The organism is Nocardioides sp. NBC_00368 (assembly GCF_036090055.1).
Lineage (GTDB): Bacteria > Actinomycetota > Actinomycetes > Propionibacteriales > Nocardioidaceae > Nocardioides.
This window is the reverse complement of the sequence record NZ_CP107970.1, coordinates 575,215-598,904: the sequence shown is the minus strand read 5'-3', so window position 1 is coordinate 598,904 and position 23,690 is coordinate 575,215. Positions and strand designations below refer to the sequence as shown.

The window sequence follows — 23,690 nt, the reverse complement described above, 5'->3', positions numbered from 1 at the left end:
CAAGGGGTTGTCGAATGGTTGCAGTCATCGTGGCGGAGAAGCCGAGCGCGGCGCGGAACATGGCCCAGGCGTTGGGCGGGACCACCGGGAGCTACCAGGGCGTGGCCTTCGAGATCGCACACCTACGGGGGCACCTGTACGAGTTCGCCGACCCCTCCGGGATGGTTCCCGCGGACCTGGCGGAGAGATATCAACGATGGGACCTGGTCAACCTTCCGTGGAACCCTGATGACCTGACCTGGAAGCGAGAACCGCAGAGGAACGCGGCCGGCGTCATCGCACGGCTCGCGGCCGCGCTGAGGCGTGCCGATGAGGTGGTCATCGCCACCGATGTGGACCCGTCGGGCGAAGGTGACCTGCTGGCGTGGGAGTGCATCGATGAGCTCGGGTTCGGGCACAAGAGGTTCAGTCGGATGGAGTTCACGGACGAGTCTCCTGCCTCGATCCGGCTTGCCTTCACGCGGCGTCGCGCGGTCAGGTCGATGCAGGAGGAGGGCGCGTATCGCAAGGCGCTGTACCGCTCGCAGTTCGACTACCTCTCGATGCAGTTCACCCGTGTCGCCACGGCGATGGCGCGCCAGTGCGGGCAGGACACGATGCTGCGCCAGGGCCGGCTCAAGTCCGCGATGGTCAAGCTCGTCGGCGACCAGCTCAAGGCCCACCAGGACTACGCCAAGAAGCCGTTCTTCCAGAACCGCTTCCGCGACGAGAACGGCGTCATCTACACCAACCCGGACGAGCCGCGCTTTGAGACCGAAGCCCAAGTGCGCCGTCCCTACGCTCCCTCGCCGGTGGTGCCCGATCGCCGCGAGAACAAGCGCACCGCTCCCCCGAAGCTGCTGGACCTGGCATCGTTGTCCGCCCTGCTGGTGGGGCGCGGCGTCAAGGCCATCACCGTCCTGGGCACCTACCAGAGGATGTATGAGGACCAGGTCCTCTCCTACCCCCGCACCGAGGACAAGACGATCACCCCCGAGCAACACAAGGAACTCGCACCCCTGGTGGACAAGATCGCCGCCGTGGTCGGCGTCGACCCCACACTGCTGACCCACCGGGGTCCACGCACGACGCACGTCAAAGCAACCGGGGCACACGGGGCGAACCGTCCGGGCCCTCGGGTCCCCGGATCACTCGGCGAGTTGGAGACACGCTACGGCGCGGGCGCTGGCCTCATCTACGAGACGCTGGCCAAGTCCTACCTGGCGATGTGCGCCGGCGACTACCTCTACGAGCAGCAGAAGGGACACCTCGAGAGGTACCCCGACTTCACCGGCACCGCCAACGTGCCCCAGGACCCAGGCTGGAAACGGGTCTTCGACCCCGACGCCCCAGACAACGACACCACCGCCGATGACAACACCGACCGGGCACACCACAACGGCCCGGGCGACAACTCCGATGACGGTCACGGAGACGGCACTGCCGGGCTCGGCACGTTGGCTGAGCCGTTCGTGTATGAGGGCGCGAACAAGCGGCCCGAGCATCCGAGCATGAGGTGGCTGATGAAGCAGCTCGAGAAGCGCGATGTCGGCACCGGTGCCACCCGGACCTCCACCTACTCCGAGGTCACCTCCGAGAAGACGAGATACCCCCTGCTGGTCGAGAAGGGGAAGCGACTGATGCTGGCCGAGCCCGGCCGGATGAGCTGGTTGCTGCTGCCGGGAACCAGGATCGGCGACCTGGGCCTGACCGAGCAGATCTATGCCGACATGCGCGAGATCGCCGCCGGCGCCACCACCCGGGAGGTCTGCTTGGCGCGCGTGGCGGACTGGGTCCGTGCCGACATCGAGGTCATGGGCGAGAACGCCAAACGGATGCGGTCCGAGCTGGGCCTGAGCGAGACCAGATCCCTTGAGAAGGCCGAAGGGACCTGGACCGCGCCAGACGGCGTCGCCACGCTGGTCCGGTTCAGCCGGACCTGGGGCGAGCACACCTTCACCGACGAGGAGGTCGCGGCGCTGCTGCGCGGCGAGGAGATCACCTTCGCCGCGATCTCCAAGGCCGGATCCGCGACCACGATCACGGGCTCTCTGGCCACCAGCACCTACAAGGGCAAGCGGTTCATCGGCTTTCAGAAGTCCCACCCTGGTGCGCCGACGTCCTGGGCCGGGCACACCTTCAGCACCGAGGAGAAGGACCGGCTCCTGGACAGCGAGCGGGTACGCCGGACCGACTTCATCTCCAAGAAGGGCAAACGGTTCGAGACCGAGGTCAGCTGGGACCCGGCAGCAGGGAAGATCGTAGCCCACTTCGACGCCGTCGCCACCGACGCCTCAGGGCGACAGCAGCCACCCACGACCTGGTGCAATCACCAGTTCACCGACGATGAACTCAGCCGGCTGAGCGCCAGCGAGACCGTGTTCGTGGAGGGCTTCGTCTCGGCCAAGGGCAAGCCGTTCGACGCGAACGTCACCTTCAAATCCGACGGGCGCAGCGGCGAGCGCAAGAGGATCGTCCCGTCGTTCCAATGACCCGCTCCCGCTGCGTCGGCGGGGCGAGTCGCGCCAGCATGCTCCTTTCGGATGATCGATTCATGTTCCTTTCGTCGCCATGATGAATGATCATTGCTATACGATGCTTAAACGAGCCGAAAGCGATGTGAATCGTCGGATCGGGACGAGCCGGGCGGTTCCGGCAGCCGAGACCTGGGCGACTGCCCGGGTTGGGGCCACGGGGCGATGAGGACAGGAGGGGGCGGCGGTGATGGCGAAGGACCTGTACAAGATCCCAACCTCGATCGACCGGTCCTATCTCGACCACGAGATCGTGCTGGCGAGCAACGGCTGGCAGGCGCCACCGGTCGCGGTGCGGCAGATCGGCTTCTGGCTCGCGTCGGTCCTGGTGCTGATGTGGTCGATGACCTCCACCTTCCTCGGTAATGCCGGCTTTGGCCTCGGTGTCCTGGTGGTGATCTGGTGGCTGGCCGCGACCGTGTTCCTGGGCCGGATGACCCGCACCCGGGAGCTGCGCTACCGCACCGTGCTCACCTTCCTCGCCTACGCCCCCAAGGCAGCACGCACCGTGCTGACCCGGCGCGGCAACGACCCCTCCGAGTTCTGGTCCATCGTCGCCATCGACGGCATCGACCCCGACGGCGCCATCTGGTTCGCCGACGGCGGCTGCGCCCGGGTCTACCTCGTGGTCGGCTCCGCCTCGATCCTGCTCTTCGAAGAGGACCGGGCCGCGATCTTGAACAGGGTCGACGCCTTCTGGCGCAAGGTCGAGCCCACCGCGGAGTACTGCTTCATCACCACCAAGGAGCCCCAGCGGATCCACCACCAGATGGCCAACCTCGAGCGCCGCAACCTCGCCCTGACCCACCGCGACCCCGACCTGGTCGAGCTCATGGACGAGCAGGCCGACATCCTCACCACCCACGTCGGCGGCCAGTTCAACTCCATCCACCAATACCTGCTGATACGCGGCCAGAACCGCGAAGCACTGCGCCGAGCCCACAACCTGCTCACCGCCGAGGTGGAGAGCTCCCCACTCATGATCAAGGAGTGCACGATGCTCAACCGCGACGAAGCCATCCACATGCTCCGAGTCCTCTACCGCGGAACCAGTGACAACCCACCCATCCCATCTTCGCCTTGGCAGCCGTCCTTGAACTCGACCTCGACGTCGACACAGGCAGGCAGCACCAGCCCATGACCACGACCACCGCGAACACGACACCACCCGGGGAAGAGGCGAACATGCCGGCCGCCGCGCCGCGCAACCCGGGATCGACGTTGCCCGCACCGGGTGAAGCCGCAGCGTCCGCGGGGCAAGACGCTCTTCGACCCCCAGCAACAAAGCGTTCGACACCAGGCCCCTCGCCCGACCCCGTAGCCGCCCAGCAGACCGACACACCGGCTGGACCGGCGGACGACGCCAGCCACGATTCCGGATCCTTGGTCGCGAGACACCGGCATGGAGGCGTCCTGCGCTGGTGGCGACGCAAACGCGACGTACGACGCCTCGAGGGGCGCTTCAACGCCTACCCACACCTCCTGGCGCTCAAGCCGCGGGAGCGCTACGTCTTCCGCTCCGACTACTTCACGATCGATACCTCAGTGGCGTGTGTACTGGCGTTCTTCCACGACGACGCCGCCCACGACAACTTCGCCGCGTTCTGGGGGATCGACCGCATCCCCACCGGCCTGGACGAGGAAGTCACCGTCGTCGTCTTGGAGCAGGTGCACCGCCGCGGCGAGAAATGGGTCGAGGGCTACCTGAAGACCTCCGAGCGGATCGACCGACTCGATGCCTCCGAGCAGGCCGAGACCGGGACCGCGTCCTCAGCGCGCAGGGCTGCGAAGAAGTCCGGTGACCTCGCCGGCGTGATCGCCGAGATCCAAGACGGGGCCTCCTACCTCAGCGTCCACGACCGGCTCCTGCTCAAGGCCCCCGACCTGGCCACGCTCGAGGACAGCGTCGAGCGAATCGGACGGCTCTACATCGACCGGTTCGCGACCATCAAGCTCGCCCCCTACGCCGGCGAGCAGCGCCAGGAGCTCACCACGCTGTTGGCTCCCAACGACACCAAGCGCGGCAAAGGATTCGGGTTCACCTCCGTCGAGCTGGCCGGGTCCCACGCGCTGGTCACCAACGGCCTCAACGACCCCGCCGGCGAGTACATCGGCCACATGATCGGCGACGTCAACACCTCCGCGGTCCTCTTCGACGCCAACGCCTACACCCATCACGTCGTGGTCGCCGACAACACCATCCACGACATCACTTATGACACTGGCGATGACACCGACACCAGCAGACCCGTCACCGAGGTACTGGGCCGGGCACGGGTCTCGGACATGTGGGGATCCAAGATCGCCCAGGCCTGCCTGCTGAACAACGGCTCTGTGGTCCACCTCGTCCTCGACGGGGCCGACCTGAACCGTCTCGGGCCACCACTGGCCTCGATCACCTCCCGGGTCGACCTGAACACCGGGGAGGTGAACATGTTCGAGATGTTCGGCGAACCTGCCGATGAGCTGGCCATCTTCGCGGCCCAGATGCGCAAGCTGGTGCTGATGTTCGAGCAGGTCTACGAGGCCACCGACTCCGACCGCTCCATCATCCGCGGCGAGTTGGAGAAGACCGCGACCCAGTTCTACATCGACTCCGGGATGTGGACCCGCAACGCCATCGAGCACCGCGAGCGTCTGCGCGTGGTCGGCGTCCCCCACGAGCAGGTCCCGCGGCTGCAGATGTTCACCACCTACCTCGACACCGCCCACAAGGCACTGCTCAACGCCGGCGCCCGCGACGAGGAGAAGCTGCACGCCTACGGTGTCCTCGGGGTGGTCGCCAAGAACCTCCTGGACAACAACGGCGACCTGTTCAACAACCACACCGCCGCCGTGATCGACCAGGTCCGCGACTCACGACGGGTGGTCTATGACTTCTCGACGCTGATGCGGCGCGGCAAGGGCGTGGCGATGGCCCAGTTGGTCAACATCATCGGGTTCGCCGTCGGCAAGCTCGCCGCCGGCGACACCGTGATCATCCACGGCGCCGAGAACATCGATGCCGGTGTCAGGGACTACCTCGAGACCCAGCTCGAACATCTCCACTCCCGCGGCGGGCGGGTCGTGTACTGCTACAACGACGTCGACAAGATGCTCGCCGAGGTCGACTTCAACCGGTTCGACGTCGCCGACTACACCATCCTCGGCGCGATGCGCGACAAGACCGTCCTCACCTACCAAGACACCCTCGCGCAACGGATCCCGCCCGATCTCGCCGGCCTGATCACCACCCGTGGCCAAGGACTGTGCTACCTGCGGCGCGGTGTCTCCAACGTGGTCTTCCACCTCGATCTCGCCATCGGCATCAACCCGCACCGCGAGGCCTACCGCCGCAGGCTCCGCGAGGACGCCACCGCCGAGGCCGGCCAGACGCGAGGCAACACAGCGCCAATCGACACAGCGCCGACCGATGCCACGACCACCACGAGTGCGGGCTCGCGAGCAGGAGGGACAGGATGAACGTCAAGGGACGAGTCTCGATGCTCCAGAAGCTGACGGCAGTGAGTGCGCAGCGGTGGCCACGCTCGCCGCGGGGTGCCCTGCTCGAGGTGGGCTGGTTCCTCGGGCTGGTCACGCTGCTGGCCGTTGCGCTGCTGGCTGCCTCGGCTGGTCCGATCCAGGGTGATGAGGAGGACGACGGGAAGTACTCCTTCTACCGGATGTCGTCGAACCTGACCGCCTACTTCTCTAACACGGCCTCCCCCGACAGCGACGACGGCACCGCCACGCTGCGCGACGGTGGCTACGACAAGATCCTGCACACGCCCTCGGAGGCGGGCGCGATGCTGGGCTACAGCGACCCGGACATGAGCCTGAGTCTGGACTGGCTGACCTCGCAGCTGTCCGGGTCCTCCTCCTCGGTCGGCTACGACACCCTCACCGCCCACGACGGCGACGGCCGGGCCACCGACGACTTCGAGGGGGTGCTGGACTACGCCCACTTCGGGGCCGCCAACTCCGACCTCGGGTTCGACTCTGTCGGCTCCGGGCTCGGCGGCGGATTCGTCCACACCCTGGCCGGCGGACTGGTCTGGTTCCTGTACGCGATCGCCGCCGGTGTGCCGCTGCTGTTCGGGGCGGTCATCGACATCCTCAAGATCCTCAACCCGTTCCGCTGGCTCTACCTCGCCGTCGCCGCCATCAACCCGACCTTCGCCGAGGGAATGAGCGGCGGACAGCACGCACCAGGGCCGCTCGGCGGCCTGGCGAACTGGATCGGCTCCTGGTACGGAGCACTGACCGACATCTCCTGGAACGTCCTGGTCCCGGTCTTCATCGCCCTGTTCGTGGTCTCGATCCTGCTGTTCAAGAAGATCGACAAAGGCTCGGCCCTCAAACGACTCATCGTGCGGGTGATGTTCATCGGCGTGGGCCTCCCGCTGCTCGGGTCCATGTACACCAGCACCCTGGGCGCCCTGGATGACTCCGTAAAGGCCGAGAACGTCGGCGCGACCAAGGTCGTACTCTCCACCTACGTCGACTTCGAGACCTGGGCCAACGGCGCCCGGCTCCGGATCCCCGAAGGCGCCTCCATCTCCTGGGACGCCGGCGCCGGCCACGCCAAGCCCGTCTCCACGATGAGCGTGCGCAACTCAGCCCTGCTCATCAACAAGCAGTCCCACCCCCAAGCGTTCAGAAGCATCCACGCCGCCTCGGCCACCGACGACCCCTACCTTTCCTGGTCCTCGAACTCCATCACCCCCGACACAGGCAACGGCGGCGGGGCGGGCAGTGGGACGGGTGGTGCCTCAGCGTTCTTCACGACCCTGTCGATGCTGAGTCGGTACATGGCCTCCGAGACGGTGGAGGCCTCGAGCTTCGAGACCCAGGCCAAGGGGGACATCACCCAGAACCGGTCCGTGGACGCCGACGCGAAGGAGGGATGGTTCACCGCCTACGGCGACTCCGGCGACATGGACTCCCCCGACCCCGCTCCCAACGACAACCCGGTCATCTCCACCCGCGGCTCGGGTCTCTACTCCGACAACAAGGGCGGCATGGTCAAGACGTTCAAGTCGAACACCACCAACAACTGCGGTTACCGGGTCACCACCGACGGGCGGCCGATGAACTGCAACCTGTCCCCGCTGTCGCTGTACAACTACCTCAACACCTCGTTCAGACCGACGTCGATGGTCATGTACTCCTCCGACAAGGCCACCAGCGGGTTCACCCGCGAACAGCACCACGCGGTCTCCCAGGTCGGGTCCGGCCCGACCAGCTTCATGTACTGGGTCAACACCGTGGTCATCCTCTCCTCGATCATCCTGGTCGGGATCAGCTACGCCTGCGGGATGCTGTGGAACTCTCTCAAACGCACCTTCGAGACCATCAGCGCGATCCCGTTCGCGATGCTCGGCGCCATCGGCGCCATCGCCAAGGTGATCATCTATGTCACCGCACTCATCCTCGAGGTGCTCATCACCCTGTTCCTCTACCAGTTCGTCTCCCAACTGCTGGTCTCCCTGCCCAGCATCGTCGAGGGACCATTGGCGGCGGCCACCAAGTCCAACCCCCTGCTGTCCCGCCCCACCCTGGGACCGACCGCGGTCGTCCTGCTCACCTTCTTCTCCAGCCTGTTCGTCATCGTGTTCACGATCAGTGCGATGCGCGCACGCAAGAGCGTGCTGAACGCGCTCAACGAGACCGTCACCAAACTGATCGAGAAATTCCTCGAGGTCCAAGCCGTCGCCCCAGGCCCAGCCGGCGCCGGTGCCCTGCCCTCCCTGGCCAGCGGCCTGGCCGCCGGGGGCGGGATGGCCGCAGCCAACCGGCTCATGGGCGGCGCACCCAAACGCCCAGGGGCACCGCCCAGCGCAGCGCTGGGTGGACCGGACGGAGGAGCCGGCGGTCCTCGCCCGGGCGGCCCCGGCGGCCCTGCCGGGGGTTCGGGCCCCGGGAGACCCGGCTCGCCTGATCCACACGCCAGCGGGACCGCGCACGGACTGGTGCCCGGCGAGCGCGCTCTGCCGGGTGGCGGCGCCTCGGCAGACGCGGACCGATCGGGCTCCGACAAGGAGCTGGCGGCCAAGGTCACGAGGCAAGGTGGGCTGTCGCGGATCGGGACCGGGATGACACCGGCAACAGGCAATGGGATCGCCAACGGGGCAGCAAGTAGAACAGCGAGCAGAGCGGCCGGCGGGGCGATGCGTGGCGGTGTCCCCGGGGCCGCTGCTGGAGTCGCCGGGGGTGTGATGGCCTCCAAGACCCTCGGCAAGAACGCCTCCGGACAGCGCCCCGGATCCACCGGAGGCTCAACCGAAAACTTGAACGGCCGCCTACCGGCCGGACCGAAGGCGCTGCCCGCGCCGGCCCCGGCGCGGGCAGCCATCTCATCACCTGGTTCCGCCCCCGGGAGCGGTCTGAACCCGTCGAAGCGCCCTGCGCCACCAGCTCAGGGGCCGCCGGCCGGGCCGCCTCCGGCTACCCCAAGACCCGCCCCGCGACCAGCCCCGCCAGCAGGCCGGCCCACCGCAGCACCTTCCTCCCCCACACGGTCGCGCGCCGGTCGGCCGCCACCGGCCCCGAACCAGCCTCAAGACCAGAACTAGACACCGTGCTCTCGGCTCCGGGCGAGGCCGCCGGAGGGTCAGCTCCGTCGGCCGAAAGGGGCCCTGCGACAGGTCACCAGGGGTCACCCAGCACCCTTAGACCAGAGAGATATCAGACTCAAAATGAACGAAACATAAGTATTCGGCCACTACCTAAGTATCCGTACTCAATCGAAAGTAAATCTCGTTATTACGCTGGTTATGGAACGACATTACGTCCTACGATGCCGGGACCCCGGCGAGACCAGGGGTGAAGTCACCTGACCGGAAGAACCCCGCACGGCCAGGCCCCACACCCAGCACTGCCAAGGAACATCAGCCTGACAGCACGGTCAACATCGGACACACGAAACAGGACCTCGGACCACCATGACATACAACACCGCTTCCCTGACCACAGTCATCAAGTCGATCTCGAACTGGTTAGACGGTGTCCCCGTCGAGGAGGTCAACGACGACCACCTGATCATCGGATACGGCCTCGCGGCCGCACTCAACGTCCAACGCCTCTACCGAGACCACCACCTCGACCACGACGAGCTCAACGACCAGGCCGAGTACTTGCTCGACCTCGTCTCCCGCCGCGGTCTGGACGCCGTCGAGTGCAGCCAAGTCACCAGGCTGGCACTCGGCGCGATGCCCCACGAGACCATGACCACCATCACCAGCCTCACCTCGAACTGGCGCGTAGCCGAGCTCGCCTACAACATGAGCCTCGGCTTCTGGGAACTGTGCACCAACAAGTCCCGCGAGGAGGTACTCATGGACCAGGTCGCCGGCCTGAGGGACTACACCAACAGGTTCCTTGCCCACCACCGCGAGGACTCCGCTGCCCAGAAGCCCGCTGCCCGGCAGCCCGACGCAGAGCAGCCAGATACGGAACAGTCCGAGTCGAAGGGGCCCGATGCAGAGTGGGCCAGCGGCGACAGGCCTGCGAGCGCTGGCGCGGTGCCGTTTCCGCGGCGAGGGTCACGCCACGATGCGTCAGTCGGCTTCGACGCGGTACTGGCCGTGTCCAACCGGGCCGGAGAGCTTGCCTCTGCACCGCTCAAGCACGCCACCGAGACAGATCCGAGGATCCGCGCCCGCATCCAGGAAGCCGCCCTCGAGGAGCTGGCCAAGGGCATCGCCAGTGCAGTGCACCCGACCGACGACGTCTCCCGTCGGCTCACGACCCTGTGCCAGGTGGTGTTCGACTGGGCCGTCCGGCATCCGCGTGGCTTCGAGATCTCAACAGGTTCCCGGGTGACGGACGGCGGCGACGAGCCCGATCAGCCCACCGACCACGAGGCGGGACTGCCGGAGGCACCGACCGGAGACATCTTCACCACACTCGGGCCTTGCTTCCTGGACCGGTTCAGCCGCGACTTCGTCAACGGCGACCTCGTGTCATGGGCCGACGATCAGGTCCCGGCGCATCTGGTCGAGACCGTCCTGGTGTACCGCGAGACACTGGGCGGAGTGGTCAGTCTCGGGACCGCCTACCAACTCTGGATCTGCTGGCGACGACTCTACGGCGTCATCTGCATGGCCACCCACGGACACCGCACCTTCAGCCACAATCACGAGGACGTGCTCGACGAGGTCATCGACGAGGTCCACCAGATCCTCGGCCTCGAATCACGTCCCACCCCGGAGCATGTCCGACGCTCCGCATAGATGACCTACAACAGCTCGTGATGATCGAGCAGGTCGGCGCCCCGAAGTCGACGCCGATCTGCTCATCTGTGGGCTCGCTCATCCCGTGGGTGGTGCCAGTGAGGAAGCGGATCGGCGCGGGCATAGACACGGAACCGTCGGCGGGCCCGGACCGCCGAGGCGCCATCTGGTCAGCGTTCCCCTGCGCAGTTGAGTGCCCGCATAGATCCGTGCCCGCGCAGCGTCGATGGCCATCCCAGCCGGGTACGGGGTCTTTGACTCGGTCGTCTCGTCCGCCCCGGTCACGCCCTCGCTGGGTGCCAGTCGGGAAGGTTACCCGGGGATCGTGGCCACATCCGCTGGTCGTCCTTGAGGAGGTCGTCGTGTGCGAAGCCGTCGAATGGCCGCGTGTCGTAGTCGTACTCGGCCTCGAGGTTGCCCTCAGGGGTGATGATGAATGTGGCGTTGTACCAAGTGCCGTTGCCCGGCTGGAACATCGTCTTGCGCAACGTGGCGACAGCACGACGAGCCTGCTTCACGAGGGTTGGCGTTCGATCCTCGGTGGTGTCGGACGCGACGACGGTCAGGCGGCTGTCGGTCATTCCGCCGGCTCCAGACACGCGGAGCTCGAGTCGTGCCCAACCTGGTGGCACCGAGTCGGCCATCCCTCTCCCGATGCTCTGGATCAGGGTGCTGGTCTTGTCTTCAGTCTCGCCCATCGCGCGCTGCCCCTACTGTGGAGGTTCCGATGACGACGGAGCTCGAGCGCCGCGGCGAACCCTTCCGCAGTGAGCAGATCGTGCGGCGGTGGGAGCTCCTGTGGCCACGCCAGCTCGCCGGAGATCTCACTGGTCCATACGTGCCCACAGGTGACGTTCAGACATCGGCTCATTTCGCACTGGTCACCCGATCACTCGTGGGCAGGATGCCAGTCAGGAAGGTGGCCGGCGTCGCGCGGGAACAACACCTGATCCTTCAGAAGAAGCTCATCCTCCGCGTCGCCATCGAGGGGCGGGTTGTCGTAGTCGAAATCCACGTCGAGCTGGCCGTCGCGGTCAAGGCGCGCCGTCGCGCTGTACCAAGTGCCCTTGTCGGGCTGGTACATGCCGCGGCGAAGCGCCTTGGATGCATCGAATACCTCAACCGTGGGCTTCACCGACCAGTCTTCAATGCCGTCTGGACGCACCACGTGGAGTCCGGTGTCGGTCAGCGCCCCCGCTGCCGAGACCTCGAGCACTATTTCCGACCAGTCACCGTTGACGGCGCCCATTAACGCATGTCCTAGCTTCTCCAACTGCGATTGGTTCTCCACGAGCATCCAGGCCTCCCTATGGCGTGTTGTCAATATCTGCGTAGCGCGGGCGTCCTCCGGAGATCGTCGTGTGCTCGCGGGTCGGGTGTTCACAGGTCGAAGTCAGCGACCACCGGTCGGTGGTCGGAGCCGGGCTTGTCCCGGCGCACCTTCGGGTCGTCGTTGACCGATGGTGTCCGGCCAAGCTCCGCGGAGCCCGCGGTGACGGCGGTGACCGTCTCGACCAGAGCCTTGGAGACGAGGATGTGGTCGATGATCTCGTTGCGCCCTGGTAGACACGTGAGTACCGCTCGGCCTCGGGGATCTTCGGAGCAAGGTTCCACAGCCTTGTCGCATCCCCCTTGTCTGGCTTGTCGAACCCTCGGGTGCCGATCTCGGAGCCGCCCGGGCCGAGCAGGATCTGGGTGGTCGCGGCCTTGGGCTCGTCGTTGAGATCACCCGCGACCAGCACGGCGTGCTTGGCGCCTGAACCATCGACGGCCAGGTCAGCACCAGCCCGCAGCGCGGTCGCCTCCCCTGCGCGTCGCGCCAGGGCGTAGAAGCCGTACCTGGCCCGCTCGCCCTCATCCTTCGGCGCGAACCGTCCTCCTGGGTAGGAAAGCAGCTTCGACTTCAGGTGCGCCGAGATCACCGTGAGACTGGTGCCTCCCAGCGTGACGGTGGCCTTGAGCGCGGGGCGGCCCATCGCCATGATCGTGGTGCCGTCATCGTCGACCTGGACCGGCTGCAGCGTGTCCGGGAAGGCCGCGATCTGGTCGACCTCGGTCAGGTCGCGTGTGGAGATGATCCCGCAACGGATACCCCGGCCATCAGGATCGGCGAGCGCGGTGTGCCAAGGGCCGTCGAGGAGCTTGACCAAGTCCGTGAGCGCATCCGGGTCACCGACCTCCTGGACGCAGAGCACATCGGTTCCCAGGTCGTCGATCACCGCTGCGAGCGAGGTCAGCTTGGCGTGGTACTCGTCTTTCGAGGATGGTCCATCGTCTCCTGGACGGAACAGGTTCTCCAGGTTCCACGTGCCGATGCGGTAGCTCATAGCCACCACGCTGCCACGATCCGACAGCGGCCGAGGGAACTTCTGGTGACGCGGAGCCGACATACAGACCCGACAATTGGGACCTTGTCGCGGGGCACACCCGCAGATCGCCCGCGGCCAGGCACGCTGGTGGCCATGATCGGCCACTCCGTGGCCCTCTGCCGACGGTTCGCTCATCGTTCACGGCGTTAGTCACGATCTGCGGACCATGAATCCGTGGGAGCTCTCTAGCCTTTAGGTTGCCCCGCCGGTACTCGGATCCGGCGGGGCAATCTTCCCGCAGGGCGTGTGACCGACGGTGCTCCAGGAGGCTTGTTGGTGCCTTGTTGGGCGCGTTCTACCTTTCTCGACGCCTAGGCCCTCAACTTCAGTGCCGTAGGCAGTGCTGCGATGTTGCGTTCGGCGGAAACACCGTGCTTGACGAGCACCCGCGCGCACGGCGACAGCGGATCACTGACGAGTCGGACGGGCCTCATTGGGGTTCCCCGAAACCTGAGCGTGTTCCTCGGTGTCTGAGCGCGAAACCGGGCATGGTGAAGAACATGGTCACTGAAACTCCGGCGCTTTCGAATCTGCGAGCAATGCTCGACGACGTCGACTCGCTGTTGGCCCATCACCCCGAGGCCGACGGGCCAGTTCAAGCAACTGGAACCGACACAACAGGCGACCCGCTCCTGCGCTCCTGCGTCTCACTCGTCTATACCGCGTGGGAGGTCTATGTAGAGGAGAGCCTGATCTGGGCCGTCGGCATGCTGGTGGAACGCGGCGATCCATCCAAGCTACCTGACCGCCTTCGCGCATGGGTGAGCGAGAAGATGCTCGGCGAGACGCCCGATGCTTGGCAGTTGGCCGGAGACGGCTGGCGCGCCGTCACGATGGAGCTCGTGACCGATCACCTTCGTGGTGACGGATCAGCCCGTTACGGCCTCAACACCGCATCTCCCGAGAAAGTGATGGAACTCCACAAGAACCTCCTCGGCAAGCAGCCCTTGAACAACATCTCCTGGCAAGGTCGACCGAACAAGTCGGTCAAGAAAGAACTCGCGTTGCTGGTCAGCGTCCGCGGCGAGATCGTGCACAAGGGTGCGACACCAGGAACCCTCAACCTCATCGGCACCCAGGACTGGCGAGACTTCATGCTCCGCACCTGTGAGCGTCTGGATCGCCAGATCGTAGAAACCGTGGAGCCATGACCTCTGCCTGCGCTGGACCGGGTGATCAGGCCACTTTCTGGCACACGACCGGGGTGACCGGCACTCCTCGGGCATCGGCACTCGGGCGGGCTTCCCACGCACGAGCGTTCAAGACGACGGCCCACCGATGGCCCTCCCACCGGACGGCGATGCTCTGGGCGTCCCACTAGCCTCGGGAGGCTAGGCGTTCGCGGTTCGAGGCCGCAGTGGGGTCGCACGCCGTACGTCATTGCCGGACCATGTCAGCGCATACTGTGCGTTCGTCGCTACATATGGCCCCAACGACACTGAGCCCCAACGACGCCGAGTGCCCTAGAGGGTTCCTCTAGGGCACTCGCACGCATCCGAAGCCGGCCGGTTCGACGGGGTCGAAGGTCGAACGAGCCGATTCCCTGATGCTGAGCACGAACCTTCCCCAGTTCGCGCCTGCATCGGATGCTAGGTCACTTTCGCGGCGGCCGACGGCGGCGACACGCGCAGTCCGGTTCGTAGAGCTGCGTTCCGTTCTGGCCTCACCGCCAGGACCCGCGCCAGCGGACCTGCGTTTCGTCGGGGGCATCGTCACTCGATGAGGTGGCGCAGGTATGCCTGGGGGTGGTTGAGGTACTTGCGCCAATGCGCGACCAGCTCGAGTTCCTCCCAGGAAACCGGCTGGATTCCGTCGCCGTCGACCTCGAGGACCGTCGCATCGGGCGTCGAGGCGATGATCGGCGAGTGGGTCGCGCACAACACTTGGGCTCCGTTGGCACCGCATTCGTGAAGCGCGAGGACCAGGTCGAAGCTGGACATGAACGAGAGCGCTGATTCCGGTTCGTCCATGAGGTAGAGCCCTGGACGAGAGAAGACCTCGCGAAACATCGCCAGGTAGCCCTCGCCGTGGGAGAGGTAGCACAGGTCCTCCTGTGGATAGCCGGGCACGATGGTCCCGAGCGAGGACACGTACTCCAGCAGGCCCAGCGCTGACTCGGCGCGGAGGAAGTAGGAGCTGGACCTTCCTTTCCTGGCGTGCATCCGAGCGCCTTCTGCCGTGTAGCCGAGGTCGATCGCGGCGGCCAGGGGCCCCGGGCTCGGGACGGGGGCGTTTCTTGCCGCGTCCCCCTCGCGGATCGATCCCCCACGCTTCAGCGAAGGCCTCCATCAGGGTCGACTTCCCTGACCCGTTCTCGCCGACCAGGAACGTCAGCGGGATGGTGAGCCTCAGCCCCTCAGCGATGATCTGGTTGATGGCCGGCACGGTGTAGGGCCAGCCCTCGGCAGCCTCGGTTAGGTGGCTTGATGTCGATACGCTGAATGAGCATTGCCGTCACCTGATCGCGGCGGCGAGTTTGCGGACGTAGTTGTGTTGCGACCAAGCCTGGCAGTCGCCGCCGACGTTGAGGCCGTGCATGGGTATCGGCTACGAACTGAAGAGCGCCGTCATCCGCCAGAAGGCGAGGACGCGCAAACGCGTGTAGGTCTCCGAGATGGCCCGCATGACCCCATCCTGCCGCAGTCCGACCCTGACACCCGGCCGAACACTGCGATCGGGCTGTGGGAGACAGGGCGGGTCGCCGTGTCCTACCGGATCCCCTCGAATCGGCCAGGGCAGCGATTGGCACACCGCGGTCACAGCGTCAGATTGTTCATCTTTCCGGCCCTGCTGGGATAGCGTCGCTGCATGAGATCTCGTCTCGGGATGGCGACGCTCGTCGTGCTGACCTGCCTGTCCGTCACCAGCTGCACTCCGAACGGGTCGGAGGACCGCTCCGCTGCCTCGGGGTCCGCGACCTCGAAGATCGCATGGCGCTCCGCTGGTGGACAGCCGGTCTCCCAGATCACCAAGGCGGGCAACGGGGTCGGGGTCTACTACATGGTCGACGACTCGAAACTGTACCTGCGCGCCCTCGATCTCAAGACCGGCCAGGAGCGCTGGAAGATCCAGGCCAACGCCAGCAGCGACACCATCTACCTCGAGCCGGCCATCCACGCGGGCAAGGTCGGCTACCTCGCTCCGCAGCAGGGACGCCCCGGAGTCGTGCGGCCGGCGGTCGTCGATGCAGCGACAGGCCGCACCACGACCAGCAAGACGCCGGTGGAGATCAGCACCACGAACCCCACCATCTACGCCTCCGACGACTACCCCGGAACATTCACGCTCTACGGACGCATCGGCAACGAAAGCAAGGAGACCTACCTGTGGATCCACGGTCCGGACCTGCAGGTCGAGGATTACTGGAAGGCGCATCCTGACGGCGAAAACGACGGGCTCTCCTTCGACAAGACCACCGTGTCGCTCAAGGAGGGGAAGACCGTCAAGTGGAGCCAACCGAGGACCAAGCTCCTCGCCGGGGCCTCCAACACGTCCATGGGCTACAACCCCGAGGAGCATGACGGCGTCTACCAGATCCATGTAACACGTGAGGGCAGCAAAGAGCCCTTCAACGCCAACGACGTCGGCCTCCTGGAGATCAGCGCCATTACCGGCGAACGCATCTGGCTGCGCTGGGGTGTCCGCCCTATGCGACCCACCGTTCCCACCGCCGACGAGTGGGCCACCCCCAACGACATCACGTTCCTGTGCGGATACGCCGGAACCATGGGCAAGTTCCTCGCCGACCCGGGAGAACAAGCCCATCTGACGGACATCACCGCCATCCGGTCCTCGACAGGAGAGGAACTGTGGACGCTGAAGGACGTCGACGAGTGTGAACTGGCCAGCAACGACGGCGTCCGCGCCTATCCGACCGTCAACGGAACCCGAACATTGCTCGACCTCAAGACGGGAGAGACTCGGCCCGCGCCGAACAACCATGTCGCTTGGACGCGGACACGGGCGGAGGCGAGGGCCAGTGATGCGTCGATCACCCGGACCGGAATCTACGAGCCGGTAGGCGGCAGCGGCAAGATCATCGACACGCCGGGCTGGCCACTCCCGAAGGAACTCGGCGTCATCGACGGGAACCTCCACGTCCTCGTGATCGGCGATGAAGTCCGCGGCTACCGTCGCGCCGGATAGCCTTTCGCCGAGTCGACCTGCGGTGTAGCGGCCAGGTCAATGTCGATCTGAATCAGATATGCCCGGAGCACGCCCACCGCGCCTACCCCGATCGAACATCCGAGACCGGATTCACCGACTGCTGAGTTACCTATTCATCACTGAGGTGCGCTCGACGGTTGTCGACGACGCACGAGACTTGGGCAGATAGTCGATCGGCGAAGATCGTGCACTCGAGTAATGCCTTGGGTTGTGATCGCGTTGGAGAACCGCGACTAGATTCGTCGGCTGTACAAGTCCGCGGGCTCAGCACGGGGAACGCCATCGCCCGCAAGCTGGATTTCTCGATGAACACCGTCGCGACCGTGTTGACCCCTGATAAGCGAGGGGGGGAATCGTGCCCTGGTACTTGAACCTCCTCACGATCCGCTCAACCTCAGCAACCTTGCTGCTCCATGCGGACGAGTCGCTGTCCGAGATGGCCCAACCTGGCGTGAACACCGACGCGATTTCCCGCACCTACCCTGCGGCCGGTTCCAGATCCGAGGCCGCGATCACTCCGCTGCATCGAGGATCGTCAGAGCTGGCAATGAGTCCACGATCTTCATCGTCTCCAGGCTCAGCATCACGATCCGCGCGATCAAATCGAGGATGTAGCGCGGGTCGCCGATCTCACGGGACCACTCATTCGGGTCGTTGACGATCCCCGAGGCTTTGTCGGTCTTGACGTAGTACCGGTCGATGATCCACTCGACTGCAGACCTGCTGCCGATCATGTACTGGTACGCCTCGAGCGGGATTCCGGACAAGGTGATCCGGTCGTTGTAGCGGATCACCGTGCGGTCATGCTTCTCTCCCGCGGCCTTCTGCTCCGCAGTCGCCTTGCCATAGGTCATCTTCTTGGCGCCGACAGCGAAGAACTCGTACGGGTCGCCCGACGGCTGCACAGCGAGGCCGTCGAGCGGGTACGGCTCCACCGACTCATATCCCAGATGCAGCTCGCTCAACCGGCGGCCCGCCTCGGCGAACCCATGGAAGTCTGCCACGAACGGGATCCGCGGAAGCATCTTCTTCAGATCCGCGGCGTACGCCTCTCTGTACTCCGACGAGTGCAACAGACCATAGACGTAGAAGAAGATGTCATCCTTCGTGATCACCTCGCCCGGGTACGCCGAGTGGAACCGCTTCAGCGCTTCGTCAGAGATGTTGTCGACACGCCGGTAGCCGTCGATCACCTCGCCATCGCCGCCGAGGTCGAGCATCCCGGAGCCTTCTACCTGCTCGTAGCGCCAGCGGGAGCAGACGTGGGCCCCGTAAGAAAAGAACGACAAGTCCGCGATGCCATCGACTGCAAGCACGGCTGGCGAAGCCTCCAGGCGCGGGCCGATCACCACCAGCGCCGTGTTGACGCTGGTTGGGCTGGGAAACATCCGAGGTGTTTGACCGGGGATCTCGTTGACCTGCGCCGACAAGTAGAGCTGCTGGCGGGTGAACGGGCGGTAGGTTGTACGCCGAACGTTTCCCGCTTGCCAGGCGATCTGCTCTCCACGAGCAGCGCGCTGCCTAAGCCCGCGCGACCAGCTGATCCTTCGCGGGTCGTCCACACGCGATCCGGCAGCGGCGTCACTGTAGGCCTCAACCAGGATCTTGACCTTGCGGTCGACTTCTTCGGAGGACCAGCCGTAAACCCAAAGGTCGCGGTTCGTCGTGATTCCAGGCCCGCCAAGGGTGAACAGGCCACCCGCCTCCGACAGCCCGAGGAACGTCTCGAAGTCCTCTCGCCGTTGCCCGAGCCAGTCGCCGTGGACATTGGGCTCGATTGTGGCCGAGGTCAGCTGAGAGATGGTTCCGGCCTCAGCCACCTTCGCGAGCTTCGCCTCTCGGCTGAGGTAGTCACCGATGTCGGTGTAGTGGATCGTGGCGGCTCCGGTCTTCGATGTGTCCTTGACGAGCAACGTGATGGCGACGGTTGCTCGACTGCCACCGCCGAAGATCTTGCCTCCCTCCTTGCGGGACTGTTCGCCGGCGGTGCGCTGGTTGCCACGGAGGTTGTAGATGTAGATCGAGGAGAACTCCTCCGCGAGGGTCTTGCGTAGTCCGTCGGCGCTGTTGGAGTCGAGGAAGCCACCGTTGGTGATGTACGCGATGACACCGCGGTCCTGGACGCGCAAGGTGGCCCACTTGATAGCCCGGATGTAGGAGTCATACAGGGTCCGCTTTGATGTCGCCGAAGACGCGGCGGCGTACGTCTTTTCGATTTCGCCGTCAAGCGAGGGGTATGACTCGTTCTGGTTGTCGTCGTCTGCTGACTCTTGACCAGCAGAGTATGGCGGGTTGCCGACGATGACCGTGATCGGCAGCTCTTTGAGCGCCCGCAGCCGCTCGGTGTTCTCCACGAAGATGCCTAGATCGGGGACGTCGTCGGGTTCCCACGACTGGAAGGTGTCTGTCAGCACCAGTCCTGGGAATTCGGTCAGCTCACCGGCGAGGTCAGCGTAGGTGGTCTCGATGTTGACAGTGGCGATGTAGTACGCCAGCAGGAGCATCTCGTTGCCATGAATCTCACTCGCGTACTTACGTGCCAAGTCGTGCTTCTCGATCAGTCCGGACTGCAGCAGCCGTACGAGGAAGGTGCCGGTGCCTGTAAACGGGTCGAGGATATGGACGCCCTCGTCGGTAAGGCCCTGGCCGAACTCGGCTCGAAGCACGTCGTCAGCAGAACGCAGGATGAAGTCAACGATCTCGACGGGGGTATAGACGATGCCAAGCTTGTCGACGGTCTTCTTGAACGCAGCGGCGAAAAACTTGTCGTATAGCTCGATCAGGATGCGCTGCTTACCCTCCGCGTTGTCGACACCCGCGACCCTGCGACGCACCGACTCGTAGAAGCCTTCCAGCGCAGCGCTCTCAGCGGCCAGCGGATGCTCGTCGAGCGAGGCGAGCATCAGCTCCATGATCCGAGCCACCGGGTTTGTCTCGGTGAACGAGTAGCCCTCGAACAGTGCCTCGAAGATCGGGCGTGTGACCAGGTGCTGTGCGAGCATGTCGATCGCATCAGCCGCGGTGATCGAGTCGTTGAGAGAGTCGCGCAGTCCCTTGAGGAACGCGTCGAACTCCTTGGCTTGAGATGAGGCGGGGTCGGCGAGGAGACCCTTGATGCGGATGATGTGGGACTGGGCGATATCAGCGACGTCCTTGGCCCAGCTCTCCCAATATTTGCGCTCCCCGACCTTCTGCACAATGCGGGCATACATGGCGTCACGGAACCCGTCGAAGCCGAGGTCGAGGCTCATCTGCTCCGAGCCGTCACCATCGTCGGGGTTCTCGGTCTCCTCGCCAGGGGTGACGTTGTCGATGACGAGCTTCGGTGAGCGCTTCTTGTTGAGCTCGATCTGGTTGATCATCGCGTGGAAGCGCTCGTCGTGTGACCGCAGCGCCTGCAGCACCTGCCACACGACCTTGTACCGCTCGTTGTCCTTGAGCGCATCCTCCGGTGCTACACCAGAGGGGATCACAATCGGCAGGATGATGTAGCCGAGCTCCTTGCCTGGGGCCTTCCGCATCACCCGACCTACTGACTGGACCACGTCGACCTGGGAACCACGCGGCGTCAGGAAAAGAACCGCATCCAACGCCGGCACGTCGACGCCTTCTGAGAGGCACCGCGCGTTGGTCAGGATGCGGCAGACTCCACCGCCTGCATCCTCTTTCAGCCACGCCAGGCGGCTGTTGCGCTCATGGATGCCCATCGTGCCGTCGACGTGGCGTGCATCGACCCGAAGGCCGTTACGTGCGGCTTCGGCGGTACTGCCGTCATCGTCTGTGTCGTCTTCTCCCTGATGTTGCAATGCCTGGTCGACCATGATCGGGAAGCTGACGGCAGCCAGCTGCGAGGCCTTGATGTCGCGGGCGAAGGCGACCGCTGTCTTCATCGGCGCGGGGTCGACCTGGTCGGTCTGGTCTGCGGTGAAGTGCTTGGCGAGGCCGTTCCAGCAGCCGATCAGCTTCGCGGCGTCGTCGAGCCGGATCTCGCCTGACTCGGCCAATGCGACCTGGAAGTTCTCCGCGATGTAGTTCTCCTCGACGGCCAGGACGAGCACCTTGTAGTCGGTCAACAAGTCGGCCTCAACCGCCTCGCCGAACCCAAGCCGGTGCAGCTCGGGACCGAACAAGGCCACGTCGTCCATGTCGGCGAGCACGGCCTCGGCCTCGTTGGCCTTGCGGCGTACATCGTCGCCGAAGACACGCGGGGTGGCCGTCATGTAGAGCCGCTTGGCGGCACGCAAGTAGGCGTTGTCGTGCACCTTCACGAATGACGAGTCAGCCGCGCCCTTGAGCGTGGCGCCCGTGGTGCGGTGAGCCTCGTCGCAGATGATCAGGTCGAATTCGGCCAGACCGGCCTCCTGGGCCTGAGCGATGACGTCGATGGACTGGTAGGTCGAGAACACGACCGTCATCCGGTCGGTGGCATGCTTGCCTGCGCTCATACGGGTCACCAGGGTGGCTGCGTCAGTGGTCGCAGGCTCGGTCAGGTCGACCGCCGACATGTCAGCGTCGTCCCCATCGCCCGTCTTGCGGCCAACACGAACATCAGAGCAGACCGCAAAGGGCCGGATGTCGACCTCGCTGTGGGCCATCCACTCCCGCAGAGTCTGGGAGAGCAACTGGATCGACGGCACCAGGAACAGCACACTCTTGCCCGTCCCGGCCAGGTGCTCGGCGATCTTCAGCGATGTGAAGGTCTTCCCGGTACCGCAGGCCATGATCAGCTTGCCTCGGTCGTTGGTCTCAAGTCCCGCGAAAACCTCGACCATCGCCTCCTGCTGGTGGGGCCGAGGCGTCTTCTTGCCCGTCGGGACAAGCACCTCGGGGGTCTTCCAGTCGTAGGCACCCCAGTCGAACGCCGCCTCGTTGAGATAGTCGATATCGACGCGCTGGGCGACACCGACGAGCTCCTCCTCAGCGTTGCCAGACCAACCGGCCGCGGTGTCGAAGAGATACCGGCGAGTGAAGCCGTAGGTGGGGCGCATCGACGCGGCCAAGAACGAGTCGATGTCGGCCTTGGACACCTTGTGCCCGGCATCGTAGAACTTGCACTGGATCGCCGAGTAGCCGTCATCGTCGCGATTCTTCGCGACCAGGTCGATCCCGATGTCGCGAGAGCCGTCGCGACCTGGCCAATCCGGCCACAGCCACACCTGCTCGAACTTGGCGGTCCACTCCGGGTCTGAGCGCAGGTAGGTGGCGATCAAGCGTTCGAACCGGTCGCCCTGGTCGCGCTTGTCGAGCGCAGTCGCCCGGAGGTCCCCGAGAAGTTCATGAATCGACGTTGGCACGGGCCCGATCATGCCGTAAAGAGAACCCCGCTGCCTCGCAACCCTCAACATGTCGGGCAAGCCTGCTCCCGGCTCCCGGCGCGCGGCTCCAGGATTCTGGCGGTCGCAGGACGTGGGCCGCGAGGACAACTGTTGACGCCCACTGCCTGGACCACGATCAGCACACCATAAATGTCGACGGTCGCAGGCATCATCTGGACTCAACAACGCCCACGAGCGCCACATGTTCCGTGCCTCCGAGATCGCCCCGTGCGTCCGTTCCGCCGGCGGGAGCCTCGTTGCGGCCAGCCGAGACTGGTTTCGACCGGGCCCAGCCGCTGATCGCGGCCCCACCGAGGAACGCCGACTGCGGCAGGGGCCCCGTCCTACACCTTCCTCCAATCGCTCTCAGGAGCGCTCTGATCGCTGGAACAGGCACCTCCAGCGCTGCGTCATGAGGACGCATCCGCGACGATGCTGGCTCGTGCAGATCAGGTCCCGCACCCAGTACGGCTCATCACGGCACGGCTGGTGGACCGGCCCGAACCGTCGAGGTGACGCTCTGCGGCGGGTGAGGCTCCGGCTCGGCAACACACTGGCTCGCCGAACCACGTCGGTCGAACCAGTGTCGGCAATCGGCACGTAGTGTCGGCATCATGGATTCGAACGAGGATGATCGGTGCCCCTCAAGCGGACTCGATGTCGGTCAGATGATCCCTACGCCGGGATCGGATGAGTGGAAGATCGAGTGCCCGAGCTGTGGACGACTCTGGTTCGGCGGCAGCACCGTGCTCGACGACCACACCAGCGCACGGCGATAGCCAGTCACTGCCGAACCCAGCTGACGAACCCAGCTGACAACCCCGGCTGCCGCGCATATCGCGCCAGAGGTTGACCACCGCACCGGTCACCGCGATGTTTCGCCCCAAAGGTCGCGCACCATCTGCGGCGTTACATATGGCAGCCGCGGCATCTGAACTGTCCTGCCGGCCGGCCGTTGTCCGCCACGGGCCTACGATTCGCCCTCCTCCGACCCGACTTCTCCTCGGGGCGCTGATGGACGCCCCTGAGCAGGTCGCGCGCCTGGCGCGGACTGATCTTGAGGTCGTCGGCCAGAGCGGGTGCGCCCATGCCTTACCGCGCAGTTGATAGGGC

At 65.3% G+C, this 23,690-nt stretch carries 12 protein-coding genes; 7 read left to right on the top strand and 5 right to left on the bottom strand.

The features are described from left to right. Positions 1 to 14: 14 nt before the first annotated feature. From OG984_RS02740 to OG984_RS02720, 5 genes are all read left to right on the top strand, one after another. Positions 15 to 2,471 carry a DNA topoisomerase gene (locus tag OG984_RS02740; protein WP_328530119.1) on the top strand — a complete coding sequence of 819 codons (2,457 nt, stop codon included), beginning with the start codon at positions 15 to 17 and terminating at the stop codon, positions 2,469 to 2,471. Between the two features lie 232 nt (positions 2,472 to 2,703). Beyond that, positions 2,704 to 3,654: a hypothetical protein gene (locus OG984_RS02735; protein ID WP_328530118.1), complete on the top strand. Its 951-nt coding sequence runs from the start codon at positions 2,704 to 2,706 to the stop codon at positions 3,652 to 3,654. Positions 3,655 to 3,896: 242 nt separating this feature from the next. Next, positions 3,897 to 5,975: a hypothetical protein gene (locus OG984_RS02730; protein ID WP_328530117.1), complete on the top strand. Its 2,079-nt coding sequence runs from the start codon at positions 3,897 to 3,899 to the stop codon at positions 5,973 to 5,975. Then, on the top strand, positions 5,972 to 9,067 hold the full coding sequence (locus OG984_RS02725) for a hypothetical protein (RefSeq protein ID WP_328530116.1): 3,096 nt from the start codon (positions 5,972 to 5,974) through the stop codon (positions 9,065 to 9,067). Before OG984_RS02730 ends, OG984_RS02725 begins: the two co-directional genes overlap by 4 nt. A gap of 369 nt (positions 9,068 to 9,436) precedes the next feature. After that, entirely contained in the window at positions 9,437 to 10,726 is a 1,290-nt protein-coding gene (locus OG984_RS02720) for a hypothetical protein (protein ID WP_328530115.1), read from the top strand. 281 nt (positions 10,727 to 11,007) lie between these two features. On the opposite strand, the gene OG984_RS02715 is transcribed toward OG984_RS02720, so the two are convergent. The 3 genes from OG984_RS02715 to OG984_RS02705 form a co-directional block, all read right to left on the bottom strand. Beyond that, the gene (locus tag OG984_RS02715; RefSeq protein ID WP_328530114.1) at positions 11,008 to 11,424 is read right to left on the bottom strand and encodes an immunity protein YezG family protein; all 417 of its coding nucleotides are present in this window, start codon (positions 11,422 to 11,424) and stop codon (positions 11,008 to 11,010) included. 191 nt (positions 11,425 to 11,615) lie between these two features. Further along, positions 11,616 to 12,023, bottom strand: coding sequence for an immunity protein YezG family protein (locus tag OG984_RS02710; protein WP_328530113.1), 408 nt, complete (start codon positions 12,021 to 12,023; stop codon positions 11,616 to 11,618). 10 nt (positions 12,024 to 12,033) lie between these two features. Next, on the bottom strand, positions 12,034 to 13,053 hold the full coding sequence (locus OG984_RS02705; protein WP_328530112.1) for an endonuclease/exonuclease/phosphatase family protein: 1,020 nt from the start codon (positions 13,051 to 13,053) through the stop codon (positions 12,034 to 12,036). 530 nt (positions 13,054 to 13,583) lie between these two features. Here OG984_RS02705 and OG984_RS02700 point away from each other — a divergent pair. Then, a complete protein-coding gene (locus tag OG984_RS02700; RefSeq protein WP_328530111.1) occupies positions 13,584 to 14,246 on the top strand; it encodes a hypothetical protein in 663 nt (220 codons plus the stop codon). Positions 14,247 to 14,807: 561 nt separating this feature from the next. Here OG984_RS02700 and OG984_RS02695 read toward each other — a convergent pair. Further along, on the bottom strand, positions 14,808 to 15,257 hold the full coding sequence (locus OG984_RS02695; protein ID WP_328530110.1) for a hypothetical protein: 450 nt from the start codon (positions 15,255 to 15,257) through the stop codon (positions 14,808 to 14,810). A 646-nt stretch (positions 15,258 to 15,903) separates the two neighbouring features. Between OG984_RS02695 and OG984_RS02690 the strand changes: the two genes are divergently transcribed. Continuing rightward, positions 15,904 to 17,241 carry a hypothetical protein gene (locus tag OG984_RS02690; protein ID WP_328530109.1) on the top strand — a complete coding sequence of 446 codons (1,338 nt, stop codon included), beginning with the start codon at positions 15,904 to 15,906 and terminating at the stop codon, positions 17,239 to 17,241. Positions 17,242 to 17,774: 533 nt separating this feature from the next. On the opposite strand, the gene OG984_RS02685 is transcribed toward OG984_RS02690, so the two are convergent. Continuing rightward, complete coding sequence (locus OG984_RS02685) at positions 17,775 to 22,568, bottom strand: DEAD/DEAH box helicase (protein ID WP_328530108.1); 4,794 nt, start codon at positions 22,566 to 22,568, stop codon at positions 17,775 to 17,777. Positions 22,569 to 23,690: the final 1,122 nt, after the last annotated feature.

Excerpts from the sequence above, each read along its gene's own strand:
- OG984_RS02700 (WP_328530111.1), top strand. The coding sequence starts at position 13,584 with ATGGTGAAGAACATGGTCACTGAAACTCCGGCGCTTTCGAATCTGCGA.
- OG984_RS02705 (WP_328530112.1), bottom strand. The coding sequence starts at position 13,053 with ATGAGCTACCGCATCGGCACGTGGAACCTGGAGAACCTGTTCCGTCCA.
- OG984_RS02735 (WP_328530118.1), top strand. The coding sequence starts at position 2,704 with ATGGCGAAGGACCTGTACAAGATCCCAACCTCGATCGACCGGTCCTAT.
- OG984_RS02690 (WP_328530109.1), top strand. The coding sequence starts at position 15,904 with ATGAGATCTCGTCTCGGGATGGCGACGCTCGTCGTGCTGACCTGCCTG.
- OG984_RS02715 (WP_328530114.1), bottom strand. The coding sequence starts at position 11,424 with ATGGGCGAGACTGAAGACAAGACCAGCACCCTGATCCAGAGCATCGGG.
- OG984_RS02720 (WP_328530115.1), top strand. The coding sequence starts at position 9,437 with ATGACATACAACACCGCTTCCCTGACCACAGTCATCAAGTCGATCTCG.
- OG984_RS02685 (WP_328530108.1), bottom strand. The coding sequence starts at position 22,568 with ATGATCGGGCCCGTGCCAACGTCGATTCATGAACTTCTCGGGGACCTC.
- OG984_RS02740 (WP_328530119.1), top strand. The coding sequence starts at position 15 with ATGGTTGCAGTCATCGTGGCGGAGAAGCCGAGCGCGGCGCGGAACATG.
- OG984_RS02710 (WP_328530113.1), bottom strand. The coding sequence starts at position 12,023 with ATGCTCGTGGAGAACCAATCGCAGTTGGAGAAGCTAGGACATGCGTTA.
- OG984_RS02695 (WP_328530110.1), bottom strand. The coding sequence starts at position 15,257 with ATGCACGCCAGGAAAGGAAGGTCCAGCTCCTACTTCCTCCGCGCCGAG.
- OG984_RS02725 (WP_328530116.1), top strand. The coding sequence starts at position 5,972 with ATGAACGTCAAGGGACGAGTCTCGATGCTCCAGAAGCTGACGGCAGTG.